Raw genomic sequence first — 24,183 nt, 5'->3', positions numbered from 1 at the left:
GTCAGCTTGCCGTCAACCGCCGCTCATGACCGAGAAGCCACTTCTTCACGTCGAGGCCCCAGCGGTAGCCGCCCAGCGTCCCGTCGGTGCGCAGCACCCGGTGGCAGGGCACGAACAGGGCGGCCGCGTTACGGGCGCAGGCGGCCGCGGCGGCGCGTACGGCCAGGGGCCGGCCGGCGAGCCCGGCGAACGCGGTGTAGGTCACCGGGTCGCCGGGCTTCACCTCCCGCAGCACGCGCCAGGCGTGCCCCATGAACTCCCCGCCGGTGCGTTGCTCGACGGGTACGGCGTCGATCGCCGTGAGGTCGCCGTCCAGGTAGGACCGGACCGCGGCGGTGACCGGGCCGAGGTCGGCGCGTTCGCGCAGCGGCCCGCGCAGGGCGGGGTGGAGCAGCGGCAGCAGGCCCTCCGGGTCGGCCGTGAAGCCGGCGGCCCGGACCGCCCCGTCGGGGCCGGTGAGGATGGTCAGCGGGCCGGCCGGAGTGGCAAGCACGGCAGTGTCGATCGTGGTCACAGCGCTCTCCAGAGTCGGATCACCGCGTAGGATCGCCAGGGACGCCAGCGGTCGGCGTACGCGTCGAGGGTCTTCGGGTCGTCGGGCAGGCCGAGGGCGGCCGCGCCGCGCCGGACCGCCAGGTCGGTGGGGAGGAAAACGTCGGGGTCGCCGAGTGCGCGCATCGCCACGTAGCCGGCGGTCCAGGCGCCGATGCCGGGCACCGCGACGAGCCGGCGTACGGCCTCCTCGCGGTCGCCCCCGGGCGCCAGGTCGAGCGACCCGTCGGCGACCGCCCGGGCGAGCGCCCGGATCGTCTCCCGCCGCCCGGCCGGCATCCGGAACGCCGCGTCCGGCAGCCCGGCGACGTCCTCGGCGGCGGGAAACCCCCTCAGGCTCCGGTGATCATGAGGTTGGCGGCGTTCCCGGAGATCCGCATCGCCGTCGATCTCATGATCGACGGGATCGGGTGCGGTCGTGTGGGTCAGGAGGCGGGTCAGGGTGGTGCGGGCGGCGGCCACGGAGACCTGCTGACCGACGATGGCGCGTACCGCCATCTCGAAGCCGTCGACCGAGCGCGGCAGCCGGACGCCCGGCTCGGCGGCGACCGCGCTCGCGAACGCCGGGTCCGCACCGAGCGCGGCGTCGACGGCCACCGGGTCCGCGTCGAGGTCCAGCAGGCGGCGGCAGCGCGCCACGGCCGGAGCCAGGTCCCGCATGTCGGCGAGCCGCAGCGTCGCCGACACGTGACCGTCGGCCGGGGTCAGCGCCACCTCGGCGGCGCCGTGCGGCAGTCGCAACCCCCGGCGGTACGTGCCGTCCCGGACCTCCTCGACGCCGGGCAGCGCCCGCACCGCGAGGAAGTCCAGCAGCGCGACCGCGTGCAGCGGCGGGCGGTACGCGAGCCGGAGGGTGATCGTTCCCGCCCCACCGGGGGCCGGCAGTCCCCGGCGCGCGTGGCGCAGCTCGGTCGGGGCCACGCCGTACACCTCGCGAACCGTGTCGTTGAACTGCCGTACGCTGCCGAACCCGGCCGCGAACGCGATCTCCGCCATGCCCAGCCCCGTGGTCTCGACGAGGATCCGGGCGGTCTGCGCCCGCTGGGCCCGGGCCAGGGCCAGCGGCCCGGCCCCCAGCTCGGCGCGGAGCATCCGGTGCAGGTGTCGCTCGGTGTAGCCGAGTCGGGAGGCGAGCCCGGGCACGCCGTCCCGGTCGACCACCCCGTCGGCGATCAGCCGCATGGCCCGTCCCACCACGTCGGCGCGGACGTCCCACTGGGGTGAGCCTGGCGCCGCGTCCGGGCGGCAGCGGCGGCAGGCGCGCAACCCGGCGCCCTGCGCGGCGGCCGCCGACGGGAAGAACCGGACGTTCTGCCGCTTGGGTGTGGTGGCCGGGCACGAGGGCCGGCAGTAGACGCCGGTCGACGTCACGCCGGTGTAGAACCAGCCGTCGAACCGCTGGTCACGGCTGTCGACGGCCCGATAGCACCGCTCGAAGTCCAAGTCCACGCCACCGATGATGCCCCCGGCCGCCGGGCATCGGCTGGCGGGAATCGGACGTGGCCGTGCGCCGTCCCGCCCGGCGGTTCGATACGCGTCGTCGAAAGTGTCGGTAGTGGGCGCTAGTGTCCGGCCACCAACTCAAGAAGGGTGCAGCGATGGCGAGCGTGGCGGGTCGCGGAGCGACGCGGAGCGGGCACCCTCCGCTGGACCGGGCCGTCCTCCAGGGCTTCTACCGGCGGATGCGGGCCGTCGCCCCGGCCGCCGTGGGCGCCATCGAGCGTGACCGCGCCACCGACCACACCCGTCCCTTCGCCGACACCGCCTGCGGCCGACTGGCCCAGTCACTCGACCACGACGGCCTGCGGGCCCTGGGCATGTGGGCGCACCACTGGTGCATGCGGTTCTACGACGACGACACCCTGCCCGGCCTGCGCCTGGTCCGGGAGATCGCCGCCCGGGTGGGGCTGGGCTGGACGGCCGACGAGGTGCGCTGGATGCTCCGCGAGTCGTGCGCGGCGGGCCCCGCCGCCGAGGCCCGGTTCACCCTGCCCCTCGCCGCGGCCCGCGAGCTGGCGCCGGGCGACGTTCCACCCGAGCTGTACGAGGACCTGCCGATCGCGGCCGACCCGCCCACCGGGCCGTTCGGGGCGGTCGTGCCGCGCCAGCTCCGGCGCGAGCCGGGCTCGCGGTGAGGCCTGCCGGCGCGAGCCGGGCTCGCGGTGAGGCCTGCCGGCGCGCCCCGGGCTCGCGGTGAGGCCTGCCGGTCGGTGACGCTTCGGCGAGTCCTCGTGCGGCGTGTCGTCTCGCCGGCACGTCACCGATCGACGGCGACCGGGAGCAGCCGGGGCTGACCGTTCACCCGACGCAGCGGCTCGGGCCGGCGCCGGTCCTCGCGGGGCGGGCGCTGGCCGAGCGCCGTGGCGCCGACCGCCAGGGCGAACCCGGCGAGCTGCCAGGCGGTGAACGACTGGCCCAGCGCCACCCAGCCGAGGGCGGCCGCGGTCAGCGGGCTGAGCGCCCCCAGCAGCGACACCTGGGTGACCGGCAGCCGGGCGGCGCCCCGGAACCACAGCGCGTACGCGAGGGCGGTCCCGACCAGCGTGAGCCAGGCGTACCCGGCGAGGGCGGGCAGGTCCGGGGCCGGTGGCCGGCCCTCGACGGCGAGGGCGAGCGGCACCACCATGAGTCCGCCCGCGGCGAGCTGCCATCCGGTGACGGTGAGCGTGCCCACGCCGTCGGGGCGCCCCCAGCGTCGGGTGAGCACCAGCCCGGTGGCCATCGCGGCCGTGGCGGTCAGGCCCGCGGCGATGCCCACCGCGTCGAGGCCGGCGTCGGGGCGCAGCACCACGAGCGTGACGCCGAGCGGCGCGGCGACGGCGGCGGCCAGGGCGCGGGGCCGTTCGCCGAGCACGAGCACGGTCAGCCCGGCCACCAGCAGCGGCTGCACCGCACCGAGCACGGCGGCCGTGCCGCCGGGCAGCCGGTACGCGGCCAGGAAGAGCAGCGGGAAGAACGCGCCGATGTTGAGCGCGCCCAGCACCAGCGAGCGCCACCACCAGGCCCCGTGCGGGCGGCGCCGGGTGAGCGCGAGCAGCAGCAGCCCGGCGGGGAGCGCCCGCAGCACGCCGGACCAGAGCGGCCGCCCCGGCGGCAGCAGCTCGCTCGTCACCAGGTACGTCGTGCCCCACACGGTGGGGGCCACGGCGGTCGACAGCACGTCCGTCCAGCGGCGGTCCATGGCGTCCTCCTCAGCACTAAGTATCTTAGGGCTAAGATACTTGAGCCCAAGTTAAGTGGGAAGGGGTCCGTGCGGCACAATCCGGATGTGACGGAACGGGTGAGCCGGGACGACGTGGACGCGATCGTCGCGCAGTGGCAGCGCGAGCGGCCGGGCATGCGTCCCGAGCCGATGGCGGTGTTCGGCCGGATCTACCGGCTGGCCCGGCTGGTCGGCGACGAGCAGCAGCGGGTCTACGCGCGGTGGGGGATCGGCCGGGGCGAGTTCGACGTGCTGGCCGCGCTGCGCCGCTCCGGCGCGCCGTACACTCTGGCGCCCAAGGCGCTCACGGCCTCACTGATGCTCACGTCCGGCGGGATGACCGGCCGGCTCGACCGGCTCGAACGCGCCGGACTCGTGCGCCGGGCACCCGACCCGACCGACCGGCGGGGCCTCCAGGTCACCCTCACCGAGACGGGACGGCAGGTGATCGAGGAGGCCGCCGACGCCGGGCTCGCCGTGCAGCGCCGGATCCTCGACACGCTGCCGCCCGAGGACCAGGAACGCCTCGGCGACCTGCTGCGTACGCTCCTCGCGGGCGCCACGGACGACGCACACTGACCTGGCGCGGGGCGCAGACGTCACGCCGGCCCCCCGGGGTCGGCCGGCGGGCCCGCGGCGGCCGGGGGAGGATGCTCGGCGACCGCTCCCGACGGAAGGACGACTCGTGCCCGCCAGCGAACCGACCATCCTCGCCACCAGCATGGGCTTCTCCAGCCGCAGGCGCGGGCCGTACGACCTCCGGCCCGGCCCGATCTTCGACCTGGGAGCGGAGCTGGCCCAGGCCGGCCCGGAGCCGCGCATCTGCTACCTCGGGCAGGCCGTCGGCGACCAGCCCACCTCCTTCACGGCGATGTACGGCGCGTTCGCCGGCACCCGGTTCCGGCTGTCGCACCTCGCCCTGTTCCCGATGCCGAACGTCGACGACATCCGGGCCCACCTGCTCGCCCAGGACATGATCTGGGTCGGGGGCGGCAGCGTGGCCAACCTCGTGGCCGTGTGGCGGGTGCACGGCCTCGACGAGATCCTCCACGAGTCCTGGCAGGCCGGGGTGGTGCTCGGCGGGGTGTCCGCCGGCTCGATCTGCTGGCACGTGGGCGGGGCCACCGACAGCTTCGGCCCGGAGCTGCGCGGGTTCACCGACGGGCTGGGCTGGCTGCCGTACGGCAACGGCGTGCACTACGACAGCGAGGAGCAGCGCCGGCCGCTCGTCCACCGGCTGGTGGGCGACGGCACGCTGCCCGTCTCGCACTGCACCGACGACGGGGTCGGCCTGGTCTACCGAGGGGACACGCTGGTCGAGGCCGTCGCGGACCGGGAGGGGGTCTCGGCGTACGAGGTGAGCCGCGCCGCCGACGGCACGGTACGGGAGACCGTCATCGCCCCGCGCCTGCTCCGCTGACGTCACGGGTAAGCTGGCTCGTCGTGAGTCTCACCATCGGCATCGTCGGCCTGCCCAACGTCGGCAAGAGCACCCTGTTCAACGCGCTCACCAAGAACGACGTGCTCGCGGCGAACTACCCGTTCGCCACCATCGAGCCCAACGTCGGCGTCGTGGGGCTGCCCGACGAGCGGCTGGGAAAGCTCGCCGAGATCTTCAGCTCGCAGAAGGTGCTGCCCGCGCCGGTGTCGTTCGTCGACATCGCCGGCCTCGTCCGCGGGGCCTCCAAGGGCCAGGGCCGGGGCAACGCGTTCCTTGCGAACATCCGGGACGCCACGGCGATCTGCCAGGTGGTGCGGGCCTTCTCCGACCCGAACGTGGTGCACGTCGACGGCAAGGTCTCCCCGGCCGACGACATCGAGACGATCAACACCGAGCTGATCCTCGCCGACCTCCAGACGCTGGAGAAGGCGGTGCCGCGGCTGGAGAAGGAGGCCAAGCTCCGCAAGGACCGGGCGGCCGCCGCGACCGCCGCCAAGCAGGCCGCCGAGCTGCTCGACACCGGCGTCACCCTCTACGCCGGCGCCGCCGCCGCGGGCATCGAGGTGGAGCACCTGCGCGAGCTGCACCTGCTCACCACCAAGCCGTTCCTCTACGTCTTCAACGTCGACGAGGCCGAGCTGGGCAACGCCGAGTTCCTCGACGAGATGCGCGCCCTCGTCGCGCCCGCCGAGGCGATCTTCATGGACGCGAAGATCGAGTCGGAGCTGGTGGACCTGCCCGAGGACGAGGCCCGGGAGCTGCTGGAGTCGATCGGGCAGAGCGAGCCGGGGCTCGACCAGCTCGTCCGGGTCGGCTTCCGGACGCTCGGGCTCCAGACGTACCTCACGGCCGGCCCCAAGGAGGCGCGGGCCTGGACCATCCCGGTCGGCGCGACCGCGCCGGAGGCCGCGGGGGTCATCCACTCCGACTTCCAGCGCGGCTTCATCAAAGCCGAGGTCGTCTCCTACGGCGACCTGGTCACGGCCGGGAGCATGGCCGCCGCCAAGGCGGCCGGCAAGGTCCGGATCGAGGGCAAGGAGTACGTCATGCAGGACGGCGACGTCGTGGAGTTCCGCTTCAACGTCTGAACCCGGCCCGTTTCCGCAGGTCACGAGGTTGGACCCTCGCTCTGGGGCACACCGGGAGCACAACACCAGGCCTCATCGACGGCGCGTCGGGTGCGCTCCTCCGAGTCCGGCATCAGGTGCCCGTACGTCGACAGGACCAGGGTCGCGTTCTCGTGCCCCAACCGCTCGGCGACCGTGATGACCGACGCGTGGTGATGGCGCAGGTCGTGCGTCGTGATGCTGTCCGGCAGGCCAGCCTTCCAGACAGCCGCTCCGAAAGATGAGTGTGCCGTAGTAGTCGTGCCGGTAGGGGCCAGCGAAGCGGGTTGTGAAGAGAGTGCCGTCACCAGCCGGCGGGTACTGCGCCATGTGCGCCCGGAGAGCGTCGGCGACGACCTGGGGCAGCGGCACTGTCCGGCGCGAACGCGGCGTCTTGGGTTCCGCCCGCACCTTGGATTGCGGCGCGAACTGCCATTCGATGCGGACCAGCCGCGAGGCGAGGTCGACGTCTTGGACGCGCAGCGCGAGCAGTACGTGGGTGCGCCCGATCGTTGCGTCTGGCTCTGGCATCTGGCCCCGCTTCCGGTAGTTCGTCACCGTCGCTACCTTGACACCGAGGTAGGCGGCTACATCGGAAGTTGTCCACCACTCCGCGGTCCTATCTGGGCCGGCTTCTACGACCCCATGCTTCCATCAGCGGGTTTTTAGTAGTACGTCCGAGAGGTGATCGTTTCGTCGGCGGTCAGGACGTGGAGCCGGTCGGTGTCGACCCAGATCGTGACCGGGGTGCCGGCGAGGGCTGGGCCGAGCCACACCTGCTGCTGGGCGACGGTCAGGTTGCCCGACGATGACACGACCCGGACGAGCTGCACCGGCTGCGGCCGGCCGGTGGACACGGTGATCGACGCGTCGATCTGGATGGCGGGTGGCTTCCTCGGGGCCGGTGGTGGGGTGGGCAGCAGCCCGGCCGGCAGACGCAGGGGCAGATTTTCCGCCTCAGGCCGGTCTCGTCCTGCCGTGGGGCGGTGGAAACGGTCGGCGGGGAAGGCGTCGTCGATGCCCTGGTGGGGCCGGTCGTAGTTGTATTCGGCGACGAAGGCGTCCACCGCGGCCTGGGCCTCATCCAGAGTGGCGAACACCCCCCCGTCCAGGCATTCACCCTGCAGGCTCTGATGGAACCGTTCTACCTTCCCGGTGGTGGTCGGGGTGCGGGGTTTGGTGTTGCGGGCCACGATGCCGTTCTCCCGGCAGATCCGCTCGAACAACACCTCACTAGGGCGGGGCCCCTCAGGTGGTACTCCAGCTCTGCCGCCTCCCTCACAATGCCACGGCCGTTGAGTCGGCGAAGCTTGGCAAGTCGGGTGACGCGGTCGGCATCGGGATCAGCTCGTCCATCCCGATACGGTAGGGCACTGTCAGGACACGCTGCGCTCCTCCGGACGGTCGGGCCGGGAATCCACACGATCGTCAAGGGAGGCCGCTGGTTGCACGAAGGTTTCGCACCACCCTGGAGGTCCTCGTGCCACACGCTAACGCACCCCTGGCAGAGCGCGGGAGGCTGCGCCTGGCCAGCTGTGTGGTCGATGACGGTTGGCCGCTACGACGGGTCGCGGAGCGCGACCCGGGCTGATCGTCCTGTACGCCCTCGGACGGCCGCCGCCACCCGCTAACGTCACGCCATGCCGAGCGAGCCCCGCGGCCAGAACGCCGACACCGACGTCGCCGACCGCGCCACCCCCGTCGAAATCTTCTTCGACGTCGTCTTCGTCCTCACCGTCACCCAACTCGCCGGCCTGCTCGAGCACCACCTCAACTGGGCCGGCGTCGGTCAGACCGTCCTGATCCTCGGCCTGCTCTGGTACGTCTACAGCGGCTACGTCTGGCTGACCAACCACGTCCCACCCCGCCGCCCCGTCCGCATACTCCTCCTCTTCGGCGGCATGGCCGGCTTCCTGCTCACCGCCGCCGCCATCCCCCACGCCTTCACCGGCAGCGGCCTGCTCTTCGGCGTCGGCTACCTCATCGTGGTCACCGTCCACATCGGCCTGTTCAGCCGCAGCCCCCACCGGCCGGCCGTCCGCCGGTTCGTCCCCTACGAACTCGGCGGTGCCGCCCTCGTGATCGTCGCCGGCCTGCTCACCGGACCCGCCGTGCCCGTCCTCTGGGTCGCCGCCATCTTCATCCAGAGCGTCCTGCCCTTCCTGCTGCCCGGCCACTCCTGGGTCGGCGCCGCCGCGAGCCTCCACGTCCGCCCCGCCCACTTCGTCGAACGGCACGCCCTGCTCGTCATCGTGGCCCTCGGCGAAACCGTCGTCGCCATCGGCATGGGCGCCCGGGTGGACCACCTCAACCCCGGCGTCGCCGGCGCCGTCGTGATGGCCCTCGCCCTCCCCGCCACTTTCTGGTGGACCTACTTCACCGACACCGCCGCCAGCGAAGCCGCCCTCGAACACGCCGACGACGCCACCCGAGCCCGCCTGGCTGCCCGCGTCTACAACCTCGACCACGTCGTGCTGCTTCTCGGCATCATCGCCACCGCCACCGGCCTGCACGCCGTGGTCGTCCACCCCGAGACCCCCGCCGGATGGCCCGCCGCGCTCGCCCTCACCGCCGGTGTGGCCCTCTTCCTCGCCGCCATCGCCGACCTCCGCCACTCCGTCGGCGTCAGGCGGACCACCAGCCGCCGTGCCACGGCCGCGCTCGTCCTGGCCAGCACCCCCATCGGCGCAAGCGTCAACTCCGCCCTGCACCTGGGCGTCGTGATCATCCTGATGCTCGTCATGCTGCTGATCGACGGGCACCGTCCCGGCGCGCCACTCAGCCGCGCGGTGCCTGCATGATCACCGGGACGCCCGAGCAGGCAGATCAGTCCGCACCACTTGAAGCCGGCGTCCACGAAGAGGCCGTACTCCTCGACGGTGAGGCCGATCCGGGTGGCCGCCGTCTTCCGGGCGCCCATCGCGCTGCCCATGTCAGGCGGCCTGCGCGAGGGTCTGGTTGACGGCGGCCTGGCGGGCGGCGGCCTTCTTCGCCCGCCGCTCCTCCTTGGTCAGCACGCTGGTGACGTGGAAGCAGCCGCACGACTTCTGCGGGTAGAGCTTGTACGCCTTGCCGTAGAGGGCGGTGAAGTAGGCGGCGGCCCGCTCGGCCGACGGCCGCTAGTGCCATGGTGCCCTGGGCGTGCGGGTGACACCGAGCCCCCGCGGGGTGCCTAAGCTGATCCGGCGACTCGCCGCGGCCCGGGAGACCCAACGATGACGAGATCTGAACTCTGCACCATCCGCGCAGCCCGCCCAGCCGACGTGCCCACCCTCGTCGACCTTGTCGAGTCGGCGTACCGGGGGGAGCGAAGCCAGGCCGGCTGGACCCATGAGGCGGACCTGCTCGACGGGCAGCGCACCGACGTCGACATGGTGCGCGCGGCCGTGACGCACCCGGAGGGCGCGGTGCTGGTCGCCGAGGATCGGACGAAGATCGTCGCCTGCTGCCAGCTGGAGCGCCGCAGCGGCCACGCCTACTTCGGCATGTTCGCGGTTTCGCCGGTGCTGCAGGGTGGCGGGCTCGGCCGGGCCCTGCTGGCGGAGGCAGAGCGGTTCGCCACGGAGGAGTGGGGCGTCGGCGAGATGCGGATGACCGTCATCGTCCAACGGCACGACCTGATCGCCTGGTACGAGCGCCGCGGCTACATCCGTACCGGCGAGCTGACCCCGTTCCCGTACGGGGACGAGCGGTTCGGGCTGCCCAAGCGGTCGGACCTCGCGTTCGAGATCCTGACCAAGAAGCTCGGCTGAGCGGGCCCGCCGGTCGCCCGGTCGCTGACCGGGATGCCAACCAGGTAGGGCATCGTCCGAGGCCGCGGTGTCAGCCATCACCCGCGCAGGACGAAGGCAAAAGGCTGAACCAGCGAGCGGTCATGGCAGAAGGGAAGGCGTGGGAGCCGGCGTCGAGCGCTGTTGCCGCTGGTCAGTGTGCCGCGCCCTGACTTCCGCATCGACGTCTGAAACCCGCCCGTTCCCGCGCGGCCCGGGCCGCCACCCGATCGCACGGCCGGGCAGAATCTGGTCGTGATCGCAGAGATTCATCGACTCCAGCGTGCCTTCGACGAGGCTGAGCTACGCGCCGACACCGACCTGCTGAACGCGTTGCTCGCCGACGACTTCCGGTCCATCGGCGAGCAGGGCTACGTGCTCGACAAGGCACAGTGGGTCGGCAAGTTCGCCGAGTCCGCCTACACCAGTCTGGAGAGCGACGACGTGGAGGTGTCCTACTACGGTCATGCGGCCATCGTCCGGTGCGTCCAGCGCACCCGCTCGACCTGGCGCGGGCAGGAGATGGCATTGACCGTCCGCGTCAGCCAGACCCGGGTCGAGCTGCCCGAGGGCTGGCGACTGGCCGGCATCCAGTTCAGCTCCCTCGGCGGCGCGTGACGGGGACATTCGCGCTGGGCCTTTTGCTCAGCGCAAGCGCTGCCGCATCCCGTCAGTCAGGAACGTGTCAGACGACATCCCGCACCCACGGCGACTGCGGGTGCGCGGTGCGGATGGCCTCGCGCAACCACCGCCGTTCCTCCGCGTCCAGGATGCCCTGGGAGATGCGGAGGTCGTGCTCGTCACGGGTACGGGGATCTCGCGACTTCCAGAGCAGTTGAGTGGCCGGCGTCCCTGTCGGCACGCCGCGTACCGGTGCGACGGCCCGACTCCAGGGGAGCGTGATGCGTGGATCGCGGCGATACCGCCAGACCGCCTCGTCGCCGTCCTCCAGATTGATTTGGAGGACCCACCGATCGCGCTTTTCGTCGCGTAGCCAGATGTTGTGCAGTGCGGGGTCGTCGAGGTGCTCCGCCAGCGACAACAGGTGCCCGTTCATGGCGGCGAAGGGCCGCAGCCTCGCCGACATGCTGTCGAGCAAGGCCGGGAGCGCCGGCCGGAGGGTGCTGACATCGATGTCGCCGTGATGTCGGCTCGTGGTTTCCAGCCAATGGTCGATGGCCCAACCGCCCGAGAGCCACCAGCGCGCTGGACAACCTGGAAACAGTGAGCGCACCTCGCCGACGGAGAGCGCAGACCAGATGTGCCGCTGTGGGTCGTACCGCATGAACCCAGGCTGACAGCCACCTCGCCCCGAGGCGACGTAGCGTGTGTTCAGTGCGGGTACTTCCCGAAGGCGGTGCTCAGGGCGGTCTCCGCGGTGCAGCTCATCTCGCCCGGTGCGAGCTGGGTGTGCGAGGGCCGCCAGAGCTGCGGCCCCTTCGCGGTGACGCGGGCCAGAATGCAGTCGTACTGCGAGGCTCGCAGGCCGACACCCACCGTGCCCTGTCGCGCACCGACGTCCTGTTGAATCGCCGGGTCGAGTTGCAGGCCGACGAGCGCCGCGCGGACGGCGTCCTCGTTGGAGCCGGCGGACCGCAGGGCGACCTTCAGACGGTCGTCGACGCCGGCGAGCGTCGGGTCCTTGGTGACCGGTAGCGGAGCTCCCCTCGGGCATGCGATGTCGTCGTCGCGGGTGTCGTTCTCCGGGCCGAGCTGGAGACGAAAGCAGATCTGCTCGTCACCCTCGTCGATCACTGAGCCGTCCGCCCCGATCTCCACGCCGTGACCGGTCACCTGGAGCACCAGGGTCACACCGGTCTGCCAGTGCGTCTCGCCGGTGACCGTGAGGACCTTGACGTCGGGGTGCTGGCCCGCGGAGTGTGCGTACTTGTCGGCCTGGTAGAGGTGGTCGTATTCGAACCGGAAGAGGACCCTGTCGACTTTCTTGGCGGCGTCGGCCACGGCGCTCTCGTGGAGCGGGCTTCGCCGTAGGTCGACGATGTCGCCGACCCTCTCCTGGAGGCGACCCTCCAGCTTGTCGAGAAAGTGCCAGGAGACACCGCCCACCAGCGCCAGAACCAGGAGCAGCGCAGCGCCGGACGTCATCCGCCGGGTGCCTCGATCCATGCGTGGAAGTATGCCGGCGCAAGGGAGTTCGCGTGGCCCCGCAAAGGCTGCCCGTAGGTCGGCAGTCCGGGTTGAGCGCGTCGACGGCGGATGGAAGGCTCACGCGGCATGATCGATGATTTCGCGAAGGAGTACCTGCACAGCGATCTGCGAGATATTCGCGAGACGATGCTGTGGAAGCTCGACGGGTTGCCCGAGTACGACGTCCGCCGCCCGCTGACCGTGACGGGGACAAACCTTCTCGGCCTGGTCAAGCACCTGTCGGTCACGGAGTCCTGGTACTTCGGCGAGGTCTTCGACCGGCCGTTCCCCGAGCGGCTGCCCCGGTGGGACGACGTCCGGGAACACGACTCGCTGATGTGGGCGACGGAGCACGAGACCCGCGAGGAGATCATCGACCGCTACCGTCGCGTGTGGAAGCACTCGGACGCCACGATCACCGCGCTCGCCGTCGACTCCCCGGGCCACGTGCCCTGGTGGCCACGGCCGGACGTGAAGCTGTTCAACATCCTGGTCCACGTGCTCGCCGAGACCAGCCGGCACGCCGGACACGCCGACATCCTGCGCGAACAGCTCGACGGCGCGACCGGGGTGGCCGCCTGGGACGCGGACACGCAGCACGATGCGGCGTTCTGGGAGGCCCGACGCGCGAGGATCGAGCGGGCCGCCAAGGCGGCCGCCACCGAGCCCCATCACGACGGTTCCGTCACCGCCCACGGCTGAAACCGCGGGGCGGACACCCGGCGCCCGGCGTGAGCCCGAACGGGTGGGTCACCGGTCCCTGAGGGCGTTCACCAGCCTCCTAACCACCGCGCGGGCATCCTCGAGATCGCGGAGGCTCAGCCCCGCCCGTGCGACGACGTCCCGACGGTCGGCGTCCGACCGTTCCAGCAGGGCGGCGAGCGTGGTCCGACCCTCCTCGGTGAGGGCCACGAGTGGCGCGCGTACGTGATCGGGATTGTCGTGCAACGTCACCAGGCCGGCGGTGACCAGGTTGTCGACCACTCGCTGCACACTCTGTCGCGCCAGGCCGAGTCTGCGCGCCGCGCTCGCGACGGTGCGGGCGCCGTCGGACAGCACGCTCAGTACGTGCCACCGCGCGGCTGTCTGCCCCTGTTCCCCGGCGAGCTCCTCGCTTGAGCGTCGGGACTCGCCCGCCAGCTCGTACACATCCGCGATGAGCAGCCGATACATGTCGACGCGTTCCCGTTCCATCGGCGACAGCATACCGGGATTGACAGCGATCTGTCGTAGTGACAGCATGTTGTCATGATTCTTCGACTGTGGAGTGGACGGACGACTCCCGCCAACGCCGACGCCTACGAGCGGCTGTTGACGCGGGACATCGCGCCGGCGATCCTCGCCCGTGGCCTGGAGGGGCTCCACGAGCTGCACGTTCTGCGCCGTTCTCCACAGGAACTGGATCCCGCCGACGGCAGCGAGTTCCTCACCGTCATGGCCTTCCGGGACGTCACCGCGGTGTCGGCGTTCACCGGCGGAGATCCGGCGACCTCGGTCGTCCCGCCCGCCGCCCGCCGCCTGCTCAAGCGCTTCGACCGGCACTCCCGGCACTACCTCAGCCGTGCGGTGTTCCGTGCCGGCGACGGATAGTCACCGTGCCTCCGGCATGCGGGGCCTTCGTCCGGGTACCTGCCGAGCGTGACCTTCTCGATCGCCGCGCGGTGCCCGCGTACCGGCCAGCTCGGGGTGGCAGCCCTGACGGCCAGACCCGCGGTCGGCAAGCTCGTCGCACACGTCGACTCCGGTCGTGGCGCGGTCGCGACACAGGCCACCCCCAACCCGTTCCTGGCGTACGACGGCCTGCCGCTGCTCGGCGAGGGCTGGGCGCCGCGGGACGTGCTCGCCGAGCTGCTGGCCCGGGACCCGGGTCGTGAGGTGCGGCAGGCCGGCATGGTCGACTGCCAGGGTCGCTCGTACGCCTTCACCGGCTCGCGTACGGCGGAGTGGGCGGGCCACCGCACCGGGCCGGGTTACGCGGTGCAGGGCAACCGCCTGGTGGGCCCGGAGACCCTCGCGGAGATCGTCCGCGTGTTCGAGGACAGCCGGGACCTCGACCTGGCGGAGCGGCTCGTGGAGGCCGTCGTGGCCGGAGAGGAGGCCGGCGGTGACCGGCACGGCGCCCGGTCGGCGACCGTGACCGTGATCGGCGACCAGCCGTACCCGCTCTGGGACGTGCGGGTCGACGACGCGGAGCGTCCGGCGCGGGAACTACGCCGGCTGCACGGCGTCTTCCAGGAGGACGTGCTTCCGACCATCCAGCGGCTGCCCACGCGCGACGATCCCATGGGCGAGGCCGCGCGGGAGGCGCTCGGGTAGTCCGGCACCGGCGCCAGGGGCCGGTACGTCGATGCCCTGCTCGCCCCTGATCGCCGCCCGAATTCCGCACTGTCGCGTCCGCTACGCCTTGCTGACCTGTCTCGCCCAGCCTTGTTAGGCTGCCGCCGGCTGGTTGCGGAGCCCTCGGGGAGGTCGCGGGTGGCGGATTTCGACGGCACGCAGGTCGGACAGTTGCTGGCGCAGATGAGGCAGACGCTGGACACCATGCGTGCCGGCCCGCAGGAGGCCGGCGCGCCTCGCGAAGACGCGGTCGGCGAGGCCGCCGACGGGCAGGTGCGGGCGGTGATGCGCGACGGCCGGCTCGAGTCCGTCCGGCTCGACCCGCGGGTGATGCGCCTCGCCAGCGATGATCTCGGTGAGCACATCGTGACCGCGGTCAACGCCGCGCTGGCTGCCGCCCGGCAGCCGACCGCCGGCGTCCCGGTCACTGTCGACCCGGCCCGGCTGGCCGAGCAGCTGCGCGAGGTGCAGGACGCGTCGGTGCGGCAGATGAGCATGTTCGGCCAGGCGATGAACGACGTGCTGGCCCGGATGCGGGAGTCCGGGGGCGGGCGGTGAGCGCCGGCGTCGAGGTCGACGTCGACGCGCTGCGCCGTGCCGGGGAGCAACTGACCCGCGCGGCGGAGCGCCTCGACCGGGAATGGGCCGCGTTCAGCTCGCAGGTGCAGTCGATGGGCGACATCTTCGGCGACGACGCGGTGGGCGGGCTGATCGGGGCGTCGTACCAGGCCGCGCACCAGATCGCGGCCGAGTGCTTCGTGTCGGTGGCGGAGTCGTTCGACGACTTCGGGGCCGGCCTGGAGGAGTCCGCCGACAACCACGAGGCAAACGAACTGGAGATCGCCGAACTGTTCAGTCGGATGATGCGGTAACGCCGTGGGGCTGGAGATTCCCGGGGAGCTCGCCGACCTGCTCAACGAGCTTGGCTACACCTGGCCCAAGTCGGACGAGACCCAGCTGTTCGCGCTCGGCCAGCAGTGGATCCAGTTCGCCGGCACGCTCGGCGAGGTCGGGCAGGAGGCGGACGCGGCGGTGCGTAGCGCGCTGACCGGCAACCGCGGCGCCGACATCGACGCGTTCCAGGCGAAGTGGTCGGGCGACGAGGCCGGGCGGCAGGTGCTGGCCGAGGGAATGACCGGGGCGCAGGCCATCGGGGCCACCCTGATCGTCTGCGCCGGCATCGTCCTCGCGCTGAAGATCAACGTCATCGTGCAGCTGACGATCCTGGCCGTGGAGATCCTGCAGGCGGTGCTGACCGCCCCCGAGACGTTCGGGGCGTCGCTGCTGGAGATTCCGGTGTTCAAGAAACTGACCGACATGGCGATCAACTTCCTGATCAGTCAGGCGCTGGAGGTCGTTCTTGGCTAGCGGTGGAAGTGCCGCCCGTCACGGTGGCGCCGAGGTCGCCGAGGGCATCATCGCCCGGGCCGCCCGGAAACTGCTGAAGAAGGCGGAGAAGGCGGCTGCGCGAAGCGGGAAGACGGCGCGCAGCGCCGCCCGATCCGGCACCAAGGGCCGGATCAAGGACGCCGGCCTTCCCACGAAGGGACGTATCCGGTACGTCCCGCCGAAAGGCTACAATCCGTCGATGCCGCTGCCCAGGACGCCTCGGGGTGGTTACCGGGACCGCTTCGGCAACGAGTGGACCAAGGGCCCCAGCCGCACTCCCGGTCAGGAGTTCGAATGGGACGTCCAGCTCCGCGGCAAAGGCAAGGAACAGCTCGGCAAATGGACCCGTGACGGCTCGCACGCGAATGTGTCGCTCGACGGTCACATAACTCACAAGTGATGGTGTCATGCAGTTCTACGAAAAGGTCCGGGTCACCGACCGGGCGCGAACCGAGGAGTTCGTCGGCCAGATCGGCATCGTGACCGGCATCGGTGAGGACGAGGGCCGCGGCGCCAGCTACTCGGTGAGGTTCCCAGACTCCGACGAGGAAGCGATGTTCTGGGAGTACGAGCTCGCCTCGACCGGTGTCGTCGTCGACGAGTCCGAGGTCTACGGCGGCGACGAGCCGGAGACCGTCCGCGTCGTCGTCGACAAGGACGGCTACGGCGACATCGCTCCCGCCGGTTGAGAAGTTGATCCACGCGCTACGCCGGATGTGCGACACGCCTCGGCCGGTGATCTTCGACCTCTTCCACACGCTGGTCCACGGGGCCGACGAGGAGCGTGACCGGGTGGTCGGCGAGATGGCGACGATGATCGGGGTGGATCCCGCCGCCCTCGTCGCGGCGTACCACGCCAGCTGGCGGGACCGGCTGGTCCGGTGGGACGTCGAGGAGACCATCCGCATCCTGGCCGGTCGTCTCGGCGGTACGCCGACCGACGAGCAGGTGGCCCGCGCCGCGGACCACCGGCGAGCCCTCGCGTGGCGGGTGCTGGACAGCGTCTCGGCCGCCACCCTGGATGTTCTCGACGGGCTGCGAGGGGACGGGCATCCGCTGGCGCTCGTCAGCAACGCCACCTCCGAGACGGCCGAGGCGTGGCCGCGGTCCCGCCTCGCCCGCCGTTTCGACGTCGCGGTCTTCTCCAGCGACGTCGGGCTGGCCAAGCCCGATCCTGCGATCTACCGCGCCGCCGCCGAGCGGCTGGGCGTCGAGCCGGCGGAGTGCGTGTTCGTGGGCGACGGCGCGGACGGTGAGCTGGCGGGCGCGGCGGCGGTGGGCATGACCGTCTTCCGTACCACGGAGCACAGCGACACCGACCGGAGCTGGAGCGGAACGGCCATCCCCGTGCTCGCTGACCTGCCGGGCCTCCTGCGCGAACCGCCCGGGGTGCGCACCGGCCGCGCCTGAGCGGGCGTACGACAAGCTCCCGGGCGCGGAGCGACGGCGGCGGCGGTCCGGCCTCGCCGCCCCGAAACACGCGGTCCCACCCGCTACGCGCCGTGGCCTGGAAGAGTGACCACCATGGCGACGAACGATCCATCCGGTGCCACGGACCCGGCCTATGCCGCCGCGCTGGACCAGGCCGAGCGCCTGCTCGGCTTCCGACTGGAGCGCTTCCTCGGCGCGGCCCCGGGTGAGCCGGCCAACGGCGCGGACTTCAAGCGGATCGCGACCGTGCACGCCTTCGGCGATGCCTGGCCGCGCACCGAACACCTGGACACGCGGACCAGGGCGCTCGTGTCCGTGACCATCGCGGCGACCCTCGGCGTCCTGGAGCCGCTCCGCGGCCAGCTCCGCATCGCCCTCAACGCGGGCGCCACCAGGGAGGAGATCGCCGAGGTGTTCGTGCAGGTCGCCGTCTACGCCGGAGTGGCGCGCGCGTTCGACGGCTACCAGATCGCGACCCAGGTCTTCGCCGAGGCCGAGGGCCGCTAGCGCCGACGGCGTGCAGATCACCGCCGACCTGCCGACTGCCGACCGCTAGGTGTTCTGTCCGGAGAGGTTGGGGACGCGGCTGGCGGGTGGGCCGCCGAGTGCGGTGTGGCTGCGGTGATTGTTGTAGTGGTGTAGCCATGCGGGCAAGGCGGCTCGTCGGGCTGTTTCTGAGGAGTACGGCTTGGCGTAGGCCCACTCGTCGGCGAGTGTGCGGTGGAACCGCTCGACCTTGCCGTTGGTTTGGGGCCGGTAGGGGCGGGTCTTCTTCACGCTGATCCCGGCGTTGGTCAGGGTGTCGCGCCAGAGCCGGGAGCGGTAGCAGCTGCCGTTGTCGGTGATGATGCGTCGCACGGTGATGCCCTGGGCGGTGAACCAGGCTTGTGCTCGCTGCCAGAAGGCGGTGGCGGTCTGGCGGGTCTCGTCGGTGAGGATTTCGGTATAGGCCAGCCGGGAGTGATCGTCCAGGGCGGTGTGTAGATAGGCGTATCCGAGCCGGGCGCCGCCCCACCGGTCGGTGGTGTGCCCGGGCGTGGCGGTGCGGTTGAGTTTGCCTCGTCGCCGGCCCTGGGTGCGCCAGCCGCCGCCGTCGGGGATGTTGCCGAGTTTCTTGACGTCGACATGGACCAGGTCGCCGGGGCTGGCGTGTTCGTAGCGGCGGACCGGGCGGCCGGTGCCGCGGTCGAGGTGAGCCAGGCGGGCGACCCCGGCACGGCGCAGGATCGCGTGGCACGTCGACGCCGCCATGTCGAGCCGGCCGGCGATCCGCGCTGGCCCCCACCGCTTCTTCACCCGCAGGTGCAGCACCTTGCGCTCGGCTGGCGGGCGGGTGCGGTTCGGGGACCGGTGCGGGCGACTGGACCGATCGGACATGCCAGCGACTCCTTCGGCCCGGTACCGGTCGGCCCACCGCTTCGCCGTATTCACGCTGACCTGGAACCGTTCCGCGGCCCGCCGCAACGGCCAACGATCGTCAACCACGCAGCGCGCCAGGCGCAGCCTGCCTCGCTCAGTCAAGGGTGCGTTAGCGTGGGGCACGAGGACCTCCCGGGTGGTGCGGAACCTTCGACAAGCTCCACCTCACCCGGAGGTCCTCACCCATTTCAAGATCCCAGCCCTGTCACCAACGTCCATGGACAGAACAGCTAGGGCCGGCGCCGCGCGAAGAGCAAGGCCCCCGGCACGCTCTCCTCCAGGTCGACGAGCAACTGCGCCTCGACCGCGAACCCGGCCTCGCCCAGCCAGGCGGTCACCCGGTCGGGCCGGCGGCGGTGCACGTCGACCTTCATGGGGTGGCCGCCGTAGCCCCGGGTCTTCAGGCGTGATCCGTCGCCGACGTGGAAGCCGAGCAGCAGCGGCCCTCCGGGACGCAGCACCCGCCGGAAGTGACCGAGAACCCCCGGGACCGCGTCGTCGGGCACGTGGATCAGCGACCACCAGGCGAGCAGACCCTCGACCGAGGCGTCGGCGAGGTGCAGGTCCGTCATCGAGCCCACCTCGAACCGTAGGCCGGGGTGGTCGCGCCGGGCCAGGTCGACCATCGCGGGGGAGAGGTCGATGCCGAACGCGTCGACGCCCGACTCGCGCAGGTGGGCCGTGACGTGGCCCGGCCCGCAACCGACGTCGGCCACCGGCCCACCGCCGGCCGCCCGGACCAGGTCGGCGAACATCGCGAGACTCCCGCGGAGGTAGGGCTCGCGGGCGAGGGCGTGGCGCACCTGGTCGGCGTAGCTGGCCGCGACCGTGTCGTAGGAGGTGCGGGTGTCCGTGATCCAGCCCTGGTCGCTCATCCGCGCCAGGGTAGCCCGGCATCCTGGAGCGTGATCCAGTACCGCCGCACGGCGCCGAGTTCGGTGTCCCGCACGTCCTCGAGGGCACCGCCGTGCCGTTCGATCGTCCGCGCCGAGGCGAAGTTGTCCACCTCGCAGGTGACGAGCACCCGACCGAGCCCGAGGGCCCGTGCCTCGCCGAGCATCTCGCCCAGCGCCCAGGTGGCGAGGCCCCGGCGGCGGGCCGACGGCCGGATGCCGTAGCCGATGTGCCCGCCGACCCGCAGCAGGAAGTCGTTGAGCGTGTGCCGCAGCGCGATCCCGCCGAGCACCTCGTCGCCCTCGACGATCCAGCGGTACGAGCAGGGCACCCGGCCGGCGTCCGGTGGCCTCGTGGGATCCGCGTCCTCGGCCAACCGGGCCACCCAGGCCGCGAACCCGGCCGGCGTGCGTACCTCGTCGGACGGCCGCAGCCCGAAACCGTCCTCGTGGAGCCCGGGTCCCCACTCGTCGTGTGCCGCGAGCCAGGCGGCGTGCAGCCGGACGGTCGGCACGATCAGTTCGGGCATCCGGCGACGATAACGCTCCCCGTGCGGAACGGGCGACGGCCGGGGCGGGTCGGCGGCATCGATCCCACCCCGGCGTCTCCGTCACGTCGTCGTGGTCAGAGCGCTGCCGCGAAGTCGCGCAGGCCGCCGGGCCAGCCGTTGTCGCCGCCGACGGCGCCGCGTACGCCCTCCCAGCCGGGGCCGTGCACGTCCAGGTGGTCGTGCACGAGGTCGACCTGGGTGCCGGTCTCCGTCGGGGTGAACGTGACGGTGACGCGGCTGCCCACGGCGTCGGGCGCCGGCGGCTTCCAGTCCGTGCCGATGAGCCAGGAGAAGGCGAACGTGCGCGGCGGGTCCCAGACGAGCACCCGACCCCAGGTGCAGACGTCTCCCGCGTCGTTCTCCTCCCACATCCGGCCGCCGACGTACGGGTCGACGCCGATCTGCTTCAGCTCGCCGGGTTGTAGGTGGTGGGACCGGTTCCACCACCGGTCGATGCCGCTGGTGAACACCTCGTACGCGTGCTCGGGCGCGGCGGCGACGTGGATGCTGGTGCGTACCGCGGTGTCCTGCTCGGCGTGTGCTGTCACGTCTTTCCCTCCGGTGGGTTCTCGGCGGCCTCGGCGAACGCCGCGAGCGCCTGGTGCCAGAACTGCTCGAAATAGCCGCGGATCGCTGCCAGGCCCTTCGGGTCGACGGCGTAGAGGCGGCGCGTGCCCACGGATGTCGACGACACGAGCCCGGCGTCCCTGAGCACCTTGAGGTGCTGCGAGACGGCGGGCCGGCTCACCGGGAGACCGTTCGCGATCTCCGCGACCGAGCGCGGACCGGCGGCCAGGGACTCGAAGATGGTCCGCCGGGTCGGGTCGCCGAGGGCTTCGAGCATCTGCCCTTGGTAAGTGGCCACGAACGGTAAGTCTACACTTACCATTAGATGGGTCAAGGGGCGGGACGTGACGAACCGACGATCACCCGTAGGTCGGGCGCTGCGGCCAGCCGGTCGGGGAGTCCTCCCAGTCCTCCTGCCGGCCGTACGGTGTGAGGTCGAGGATGTTCTGCGTGAACAGCAGGCGGTCGACGCCCCGCGCCGTCGTGTTGTACGTCCGGTAGACGTCGTCGCCGTCGCGGAGGAACACGCTCAGCATGAAGCCCTTCCCGGCGCCGCAGTCCTCGGCGAAGGTGCTGCCGCGCGACGACACGAACGGGATCGTCCACCCCCGCCGCGCCTTGTAGGCCTCGATCTGCGTGAGCGGCATGTCGGAGGCCGTCACCCAGGTGACACCACGGTCGGCCAGCTTGTCGGGAGCGCTCACCGGGACGTTGTCGGTGAACCAGGTGCAGCCCGGGCAGTAGTGCTCTGGACCGCTGTCCATGAACTGGTAGACCACGAGCTGGCCACGCCCCTCGAACAGGTCCAGCAGGGTCCGGTGACCGGTCGGCGTGTCGAAGACGTACCCGTTGTCGAACCTGACCATCGGCAGGCGGCGCCGACGGGCGGCGAGTGCGTCCAACGCACGTGTGGCTTCCTTCTCGGCCCTGAGCAACTCGTCGCGAGCCCGTTGCCAATCCTCGGCGGAGGTGATCCTCGGCTTCTCCATGCGGAGATTCTGTGGGCGGGGACCGACATCTTCCGATGCGTGCTCACCCGGTCGCGGGGCGGGCAACCACGATCAGCTCGCCGTCGCCGGCACCGACCGGCTCGCGGCCCCACCCACCGAAGACGTGCTCGACGGCGAACCCGGCCGAGCGCAGCGAGCCGCGTAGCTCCTGCTCGTCCCGGAAGCGCAGGTCGGCTGAGCTGAGCAGTTCCTCCCCGTCCGGAAACGTGTAGTGGTGCACGAAGCTCACCACCCCGTGCCCGACCGCCGTCACCTCAGTCCACGCGGAGATCCGGCGGCCGTCGGCCACGGTGATCCACCGCCGTGAGTCGGCCGGGTTCCACCGCTCCCAGCTCCGTCCGGCCGGATCGCGCGAGTCGAACACCAGGCGGCCGTCGGGCACCAGCGCCCGGCGCAGGTCGGCGAGGGTCACCGCCCACTCCTCGTCGGTGACGAACACCTGCGCCACGTGGCTGGTCAGCACCGCGATGTCGAAAGACCGGCTCGGCAGCACGGAGGAGGTGCCCGCCACCCACCTGACCCGGTCGGCGCCGGGCCGGGCGCGGGCGGCGGAGAGGGAGGCGTGTGCGGGGTCGACGCCGGTGACGGTGTGGCCCTCCGCGGCCAGAGCGACGGTCAGGCGCCCGGTCCCGCACCCGAGATCCAGCACCCGCGCGGCGGGCGTCGCACCGACCGTGGCGAGGAAGAAGTCGTCGTCCCGGCCCCACGGACACTCCGCGTCGTAGACCGGCACGAGCCGCGGATCCTCGAACTCGCCGTGCCTCACCGGGGCACCGGCCCTGACCGCCCGACAGACGCCACACCGCCGCCTTCCGTCCGCTCCTGCGCGGGCCCGCCGTCAGGAGATGTGGTGGAGGATCACGTTGTGGACGTGGTGGCTCTTCTGCGCGCCACGGAATTCGACCTCGTAGGTGTGCGTGCCGACGTGGATGGCGATCGCGCCGGTGGAGAAGAACGAGCCGCCCCACGACTTGTTGCTGACCACGCTCACGCTCGTGATCTTCGAGTACGGGATGCTCGTGATGGCGTACCGCTTGCCGACGACGACCGGTCCTGGATGATCACGCGCCGGTCGGTGAGGCCGAGGAACCCGGTGCCGGTGCCGACCGCGTCGTAGACGGCGATGATCTGTTCTCCCTCGAGCAGTCCACTCTGGATCTGCTGGAACTGCTCCTTGCGGTCATAGGTCACGTTGGCCATGCGCCCCACCGTAGGCGGGCTCCGCCAGCGGACCGGCGGGGCCCACCGCCGCGCACGAGGAAGCCCCGCCGGCGGCCTCGAACGGAGGCGGCCGGCGGGGCTACGGCCCGGTCAGCGGTCGGTGCGCGGGTCGTGGTCGGGGGTGCGGCTGCCTGCCTTGGCGAGGCCGCGGCTCACCAGGTAGCCGACGGTGAGCAGCGTGATGTACCACCAGGCCTTGTCGGCCGCGAAGTAGTCGCCACCGTTGTTGGCGGCCCCGTCGCCGACGGCGTTGGAGGCGATCAGCACCCCGATCACCGCCAGCAGGTAGACGGCCAGCTCGGTGGTCTTCCAGGCCGGCTTGGTCTCCTCGCCGCGCCGGTGGAAGTGGCGGAGGTCGTGGTCGGCGTGGTGACCGGCGGTCTCCACCCGGTCCGACACCCGGTTCTGGGCAGGCGTGGTCATATCAGCTCCTGAGAGTGCGAGATGTGAAGTTCGCGGCGATTGTTGACCCCCGCGCAGAATCGGTACCCTCGCACTTTTTCGCGAAACCACAAACTCTCAGGTCGTTTTCAGCCACGCCTCGATTTCGGCGACGGCCTGCGCGTTCGTCTCGTAGCGCACACCGCGCATGCCGACCGCCCGGGCGCCGTCGACCGCCGCCGGCACGTCGTCCAAGAACAGCGTCCGCTCCGGCGGCACCTCCAGCCGCGCACAGGCCAGCAGGTAGATGCGAGGATCCGGCTTCGACAGGCCGACCTCGTGCGAGTAGACCAGCACGTCGGTGAGGTCGGCGAACCCGTACCGTTCCTGCTCGCGTTCCCGAGCACCCACGAAGCTGTTGCTGACGATGCCGGTCCGGCACCGGGCGCGGAGGGCACGGAAATACTCGATCAGCTCGGTGTTGGGCGTCCCGAGGTACTCGGTCCAGACGTCGTCCAGAAAGGCGGCGACACGGGCGTCGTCCGCGTTCAGCCGCTCGCCGAGACGCCGGTGCACCTCGTCGAGGGTGATGGCGCCGACGGCGCCGTCCGCCCAGATGTCCGCTGCCCGCTCGACCATCTCGCCGGGGCGCAACCCGAACTCCGCCTCCCAGCGGGCCGTGGTGCCGAGCGGGGGAGTGATCTCCAGGACCCCGCCGATGTCGAAGACGACCGCCCGTTCCGTCATGACCCCGCAGGGTACGGC

The 24,183-nt window shown here is 71.7% G+C and carries 32 protein-coding genes and 3 pseudogenes; 18 read left to right on the top strand and 17 right to left on the bottom strand.

Annotation, left to right across the window (positions count from 1 at the left end):
* Position 1 precedes the first annotated feature (1 nt).
* On the bottom strand, positions 2-514 hold the full coding sequence (locus tag ACSNOA_RS28345; protein ID WP_436662837.1) for a methylated-DNA--[protein]-cysteine S-methyltransferase: 513 nt from the start codon (positions 512-514) through the stop codon (positions 2-4).
* Complete coding sequence (locus ACSNOA_RS28340; protein ID WP_436662836.1) at positions 511-2,001, bottom strand: DNA-3-methyladenine glycosylase 2 family protein; 1,491 nt, start codon at positions 1,999-2,001, stop codon at positions 511-513. The genes ACSNOA_RS28345 and ACSNOA_RS28340 overlap by 4 nt, the downstream gene beginning before the upstream one ends.
* A 149-nt stretch (positions 2,002-2,150) precedes the next feature.
* Here ACSNOA_RS28340 and ACSNOA_RS28335 point away from each other — a divergent pair, with 149 nt between their 5' ends.
* Positions 2,151-2,687 carry a hypothetical protein gene (locus ACSNOA_RS28335; RefSeq protein WP_436662835.1) on the top strand — a complete coding sequence of 179 codons (537 nt, stop codon included), beginning with the start codon at positions 2,151-2,153 and terminating at the stop codon, positions 2,685-2,687.
* A gap of 122 nt (positions 2,688-2,809) precedes the next feature.
* On the opposite strand, the gene ACSNOA_RS28330 is transcribed toward ACSNOA_RS28335, so the two are convergent.
* Positions 2,810-3,733 carry an EamA family transporter gene (locus ACSNOA_RS28330; RefSeq protein WP_436662834.1) on the bottom strand — a complete coding sequence of 308 codons (924 nt, stop codon included), beginning with the start codon at positions 3,731-3,733 and terminating at the stop codon, positions 2,810-2,812.
* Between the two features lie 87 nt (positions 3,734-3,820).
* Between ACSNOA_RS28330 and ACSNOA_RS28325 the strand changes: the two genes are divergently transcribed.
* The 3 genes from ACSNOA_RS28325 to ychF all read left to right on the top strand — a co-directional run bounded on the left by ACSNOA_RS28325 (position 3,821) and on the right by ychF (position 6,283).
* Positions 3,821-4,333, top strand: coding sequence for a MarR family winged helix-turn-helix transcriptional regulator (locus ACSNOA_RS28325; RefSeq protein WP_436662833.1), 513 nt, complete (start codon positions 3,821-3,823; stop codon positions 4,331-4,333).
* 106 nt (positions 4,334-4,439) lie between these two features.
* Positions 4,440-5,174: a Type 1 glutamine amidotransferase-like domain-containing protein gene (locus ACSNOA_RS28320; RefSeq protein ID WP_436662832.1), complete on the top strand. Its 735-nt coding sequence runs from the start codon at positions 4,440-4,442 to the stop codon at positions 5,172-5,174.
* A 23-nt stretch (positions 5,175-5,197) separates the two neighbouring features.
* A complete protein-coding gene (gene ychF / locus ACSNOA_RS28315; RefSeq protein WP_436662831.1) occupies positions 5,198-6,283 on the top strand; it encodes a redox-regulated ATPase YchF in 1,086 nt (361 codons plus the stop codon).
* Between the two features lie 713 nt (positions 6,284-6,996).
* Here the strand turns inward: ychF and ACSNOA_RS28310 are convergent.
* Positions 6,997-7,545 (bottom strand): annotated as a pseudogene (locus ACSNOA_RS28310) (integrase core domain-containing protein); the annotation flags it as partial.
* A gap of 236 nt (positions 7,546-7,781) precedes the next feature.
* On the opposite strand from ACSNOA_RS28310, the pseudogene ACSNOA_RS28305 reads away from it, so the two are divergent.
* The 4 genes and pseudogenes from ACSNOA_RS28305 to ACSNOA_RS28290 form a co-directional block, all read left to right on the top strand.
* Positions 7,782-7,880, top strand: a pseudogene (locus ACSNOA_RS28305) (IS481 family transposase); the annotation flags it as partial.
* 61 nt (positions 7,881-7,941) lie between these two features.
* Positions 7,942-9,102 (top strand): low temperature requirement protein A, encoded by a 1,161-nt coding sequence (locus ACSNOA_RS28300; protein WP_436662830.1) that lies wholly within the window; start codon positions 7,942-7,944, stop codon positions 9,100-9,102.
* A 414-nt stretch (positions 9,103-9,516) separates the two neighbouring features.
* Positions 9,517-10,053 carry a GNAT family N-acetyltransferase gene (locus ACSNOA_RS28295; RefSeq protein ID WP_436662829.1) on the top strand — a complete coding sequence of 179 codons (537 nt, stop codon included), beginning with the start codon at positions 9,517-9,519 and terminating at the stop codon, positions 10,051-10,053.
* 273 nt (positions 10,054-10,326) lie between these two features.
* Positions 10,327-10,689 carry a DUF4440 domain-containing protein gene (locus ACSNOA_RS28290; RefSeq protein WP_436662828.1) on the top strand — a complete coding sequence of 121 codons (363 nt, stop codon included), beginning with the start codon at positions 10,327-10,329 and terminating at the stop codon, positions 10,687-10,689.
* A 67-nt stretch (positions 10,690-10,756) separates the two neighbouring features.
* Here the strand turns inward: ACSNOA_RS28290 and ACSNOA_RS28285 are convergent, their stop codons facing one another.
* Complete coding sequence (locus ACSNOA_RS28285; RefSeq protein ID WP_436662827.1) at positions 10,757-11,356, bottom strand: nucleotidyltransferase domain-containing protein; 600 nt, start codon at positions 11,354-11,356, stop codon at positions 10,757-10,759.
* Positions 11,357-11,403: 47 nt separating this feature from the next.
* Complete coding sequence (locus tag ACSNOA_RS28280) at positions 11,404-12,198, bottom strand: hypothetical protein (protein ID WP_436662826.1); 795 nt, start codon at positions 12,196-12,198, stop codon at positions 11,404-11,406.
* Between the two features lie 108 nt (positions 12,199-12,306).
* On the opposite strand from ACSNOA_RS28280, the gene ACSNOA_RS28275 reads away from it, so the two are divergent.
* The gene (locus tag ACSNOA_RS28275; protein WP_436662825.1) at positions 12,307-12,921 is read left to right on the top strand and encodes a DinB family protein; all 615 of its coding nucleotides are present in this window, start codon (positions 12,307-12,309) and stop codon (positions 12,919-12,921) included.
* Between the two features lie 48 nt (positions 12,922-12,969).
* Here the strand turns inward: ACSNOA_RS28275 and ACSNOA_RS28270 are convergent, their stop codons facing one another.
* A complete protein-coding gene (locus ACSNOA_RS28270; RefSeq protein WP_436662824.1) occupies positions 12,970-13,413 on the bottom strand; it encodes a MarR family winged helix-turn-helix transcriptional regulator in 444 nt (147 codons plus the stop codon).
* A gap of 54 nt (positions 13,414-13,467) precedes the next feature.
* Here ACSNOA_RS28270 and ACSNOA_RS28265 point away from each other — a divergent pair, with 54 nt between their 5' ends.
* The 9 genes from ACSNOA_RS28265 (at position 13,468) to ACSNOA_RS28225 (ending at position 17,883) form a co-directional block, all read left to right on the top strand.
* Entirely contained in the window at positions 13,468-13,809 is a 342-nt protein-coding gene (locus tag ACSNOA_RS28265; protein WP_436662823.1) for a hypothetical protein, read from the top strand.
* 48 nt (positions 13,810-13,857) lie between these two features.
* Positions 13,858-14,535 (top strand): DUF1028 domain-containing protein, encoded by a 678-nt coding sequence (locus ACSNOA_RS28260; protein ID WP_436662822.1) that lies wholly within the window; start codon positions 13,858-13,860, stop codon positions 14,533-14,535.
* Positions 14,536-14,694: 159 nt separating this feature from the next.
* On the top strand, positions 14,695-15,114 hold the full coding sequence (locus ACSNOA_RS28255; RefSeq protein ID WP_436662821.1) for a YbaB/EbfC family nucleoid-associated protein: 420 nt from the start codon (positions 14,695-14,697) through the stop codon (positions 15,112-15,114).
* Positions 15,111-15,428, top strand: a complete 318-nt coding sequence (locus ACSNOA_RS28250) for a WXG100 family type VII secretion target (RefSeq protein WP_436662820.1) — start codon at positions 15,111-15,113, stop codon at positions 15,426-15,428. The genes ACSNOA_RS28255 and ACSNOA_RS28250 overlap by 4 nt, the downstream gene beginning before the upstream one ends.
* Before the next feature lie 4 nt (positions 15,429-15,432).
* Positions 15,433-15,924, top strand: a complete 492-nt coding sequence (locus ACSNOA_RS28245) for a hypothetical protein (RefSeq protein WP_436662819.1) — start codon at positions 15,433-15,435, stop codon at positions 15,922-15,924.
* Positions 15,917-16,345, top strand: coding sequence for a polymorphic toxin type 17 domain-containing protein (locus ACSNOA_RS28240; protein WP_436662818.1), 429 nt, complete (start codon positions 15,917-15,919; stop codon positions 16,343-16,345). Before ACSNOA_RS28245 ends, ACSNOA_RS28240 begins: the two co-directional genes overlap by 8 nt.
* 7 nt (positions 16,346-16,352) lie before the next feature.
* The gene (locus tag ACSNOA_RS28235; RefSeq protein ID WP_436662817.1) at positions 16,353-16,634 is read left to right on the top strand and encodes a hypothetical protein; all 282 of its coding nucleotides are present in this window, start codon (positions 16,353-16,355) and stop codon (positions 16,632-16,634) included.
* A 25-nt stretch (positions 16,635-16,659) separates the two neighbouring features.
* Entirely contained in the window at positions 16,660-17,355 is a 696-nt protein-coding gene (locus tag ACSNOA_RS28230; protein ID WP_436662816.1) for an HAD family hydrolase, read from the top strand.
* A 114-nt stretch (positions 17,356-17,469) separates the two neighbouring features.
* Positions 17,470-17,883, top strand: coding sequence for a carboxymuconolactone decarboxylase family protein (locus tag ACSNOA_RS28225; RefSeq protein WP_436662815.1), 414 nt, complete (start codon positions 17,470-17,472; stop codon positions 17,881-17,883).
* A 45-nt stretch (positions 17,884-17,928) separates the two neighbouring features.
* On the opposite strand, the gene ACSNOA_RS28220 is transcribed toward ACSNOA_RS28225, so the two are convergent.
* From ACSNOA_RS28220 to ACSNOA_RS28175, 10 genes and pseudogenes are all read right to left on the bottom strand, one after another.
* A complete protein-coding gene (locus ACSNOA_RS28220) occupies positions 17,929-18,918 on the bottom strand; it encodes an IS481 family transposase (protein ID WP_436659092.1) in 990 nt (329 codons plus the stop codon).
* Positions 18,919-19,025: 107 nt separating this feature from the next.
* Positions 19,026-19,670 (bottom strand): class I SAM-dependent methyltransferase, encoded by a 645-nt coding sequence (locus tag ACSNOA_RS28215; protein ID WP_436662814.1) that lies wholly within the window; start codon positions 19,668-19,670, stop codon positions 19,026-19,028.
* Complete coding sequence (locus tag ACSNOA_RS28210) at positions 19,667-20,218, bottom strand: GNAT family N-acetyltransferase (RefSeq protein ID WP_436662813.1); 552 nt, start codon at positions 20,216-20,218, stop codon at positions 19,667-19,669. Before ACSNOA_RS28210 ends, ACSNOA_RS28215 begins: the two co-directional genes overlap by 4 nt.
* A 95-nt stretch (positions 20,219-20,313) precedes the next feature.
* Complete coding sequence (locus ACSNOA_RS28205; protein ID WP_436662812.1) at positions 20,314-20,787, bottom strand: SRPBCC family protein; 474 nt, start codon at positions 20,785-20,787, stop codon at positions 20,314-20,316.
* Positions 20,784-21,104, bottom strand: a complete 321-nt coding sequence (locus tag ACSNOA_RS28200; protein WP_436662811.1) for an ArsR/SmtB family transcription factor — start codon at positions 21,102-21,104, stop codon at positions 20,784-20,786. The genes ACSNOA_RS28205 and ACSNOA_RS28200 overlap by 4 nt, the downstream gene beginning before the upstream one ends.
* A 61-nt stretch (positions 21,105-21,165) precedes the next feature.
* Positions 21,166-21,795: a DUF899 domain-containing protein gene (locus ACSNOA_RS28195; RefSeq protein WP_436662810.1), complete on the bottom strand. Its 630-nt coding sequence runs from the start codon at positions 21,793-21,795 to the stop codon at positions 21,166-21,168.
* A gap of 43 nt (positions 21,796-21,838) precedes the next feature.
* The gene (locus tag ACSNOA_RS28190; protein WP_436662809.1) at positions 21,839-22,582 is read right to left on the bottom strand and encodes a class I SAM-dependent methyltransferase; all 744 of its coding nucleotides are present in this window, start codon (positions 22,580-22,582) and stop codon (positions 21,839-21,841) included.
* 72 nt (positions 22,583-22,654) lie between these two features.
* Positions 22,655-23,016: pseudogene (locus tag ACSNOA_RS28185) on the bottom strand (PH domain-containing protein).
* A 111-nt stretch (positions 23,017-23,127) separates the two neighbouring features.
* The gene (locus ACSNOA_RS28180; protein WP_436662808.1) at positions 23,128-23,460 is read right to left on the bottom strand and encodes a hypothetical protein; all 333 of its coding nucleotides are present in this window, start codon (positions 23,458-23,460) and stop codon (positions 23,128-23,130) included.
* 96 nt (positions 23,461-23,556) lie between these two features.
* A complete protein-coding gene (locus tag ACSNOA_RS28175; RefSeq protein WP_436662807.1) occupies positions 23,557-24,165 on the bottom strand; it encodes an HAD family hydrolase in 609 nt (202 codons plus the stop codon).
* Positions 24,166-24,183: the final 18 nt, after the last annotated feature.

Origin of the sequence: Micromonospora sp. URMC 103, from assembly GCF_051386435.1 — a bacterium.
Classification (GTDB): domain Bacteria; phylum Actinomycetota; class Actinomycetes; order Mycobacteriales; family Micromonosporaceae; genus Micromonospora.
This window is presented reverse-complemented; position numbering and strand designations above follow the sequence as displayed.

Coding starts and splice junctions, on each gene's coding strand:
- ACSNOA_RS28230 (WP_436662816.1), top strand. CDS start 16,660: ATGTGCGACACGCCTCGGCCGGTGATCTTCGACCTCTTCCACACGCTG.
- ACSNOA_RS28280 (WP_436662826.1), bottom strand. CDS start 12,198: ATGGATCGAGGCACCCGGCGGATGACGTCCGGCGCTGCGCTGCTCCTG.
- ACSNOA_RS28175 (WP_436662807.1), bottom strand. CDS start 24,165: ATGACGGAACGGGCGGTCGTCTTCGACATCGGCGGGGTCCTGGAGATC.
- ACSNOA_RS28330 (WP_436662834.1), bottom strand. CDS start 3,733: ATGGACCGCCGCTGGACGGACGTGCTGTCGACCGCCGTGGCCCCCACC.
- ACSNOA_RS28195 (WP_436662810.1), bottom strand. CDS start 21,795: ATGGAGAAGCCGAGGATCACCTCCGCCGAGGATTGGCAACGGGCTCGC.
- ACSNOA_RS28285 (WP_436662827.1), bottom strand. CDS start 11,356: ATGCGGTACGACCCACAGCGGCACATCTGGTCTGCGCTCTCCGTCGGC.
- ACSNOA_RS28265 (WP_436662823.1), top strand. CDS start 13,468: ATGATTCTTCGACTGTGGAGTGGACGGACGACTCCCGCCAACGCCGAC.
- ACSNOA_RS28180 (WP_436662808.1), bottom strand. CDS start 23,460: ATGACCACGCCTGCCCAGAACCGGGTGTCGGACCGGGTGGAGACCGCC.
- ACSNOA_RS28235 (WP_436662817.1), top strand. CDS start 16,353: ATGCAGTTCTACGAAAAGGTCCGGGTCACCGACCGGGCGCGAACCGAG.
- ACSNOA_RS28270 (WP_436662824.1), bottom strand. CDS start 13,413: ATGGAACGGGAACGCGTCGACATGTATCGGCTGCTCATCGCGGATGTG.
- ACSNOA_RS28225 (WP_436662815.1), top strand. CDS start 17,470: ATGGCGACGAACGATCCATCCGGTGCCACGGACCCGGCCTATGCCGCC.
- ACSNOA_RS28300 (WP_436662830.1), top strand. CDS start 7,942: ATGCCGAGCGAGCCCCGCGGCCAGAACGCCGACACCGACGTCGCCGAC.
- ACSNOA_RS28210 (WP_436662813.1), bottom strand. CDS start 20,218: ATGCCCGAACTGATCGTGCCGACCGTCCGGCTGCACGCCGCCTGGCTC.
- ACSNOA_RS28275 (WP_436662825.1), top strand. CDS start 12,307: ATGATCGATGATTTCGCGAAGGAGTACCTGCACAGCGATCTGCGAGAT.
- ACSNOA_RS28215 (WP_436662814.1), bottom strand. CDS start 19,670: ATGAGCGACCAGGGCTGGATCACGGACACCCGCACCTCCTACGACACG.
- ACSNOA_RS28335 (WP_436662835.1), top strand. CDS start 2,151: ATGGCGAGCGTGGCGGGTCGCGGAGCGACGCGGAGCGGGCACCCTCCG.
- ACSNOA_RS28295 (WP_436662829.1), top strand. CDS start 9,517: ATGACGAGATCTGAACTCTGCACCATCCGCGCAGCCCGCCCAGCCGAC.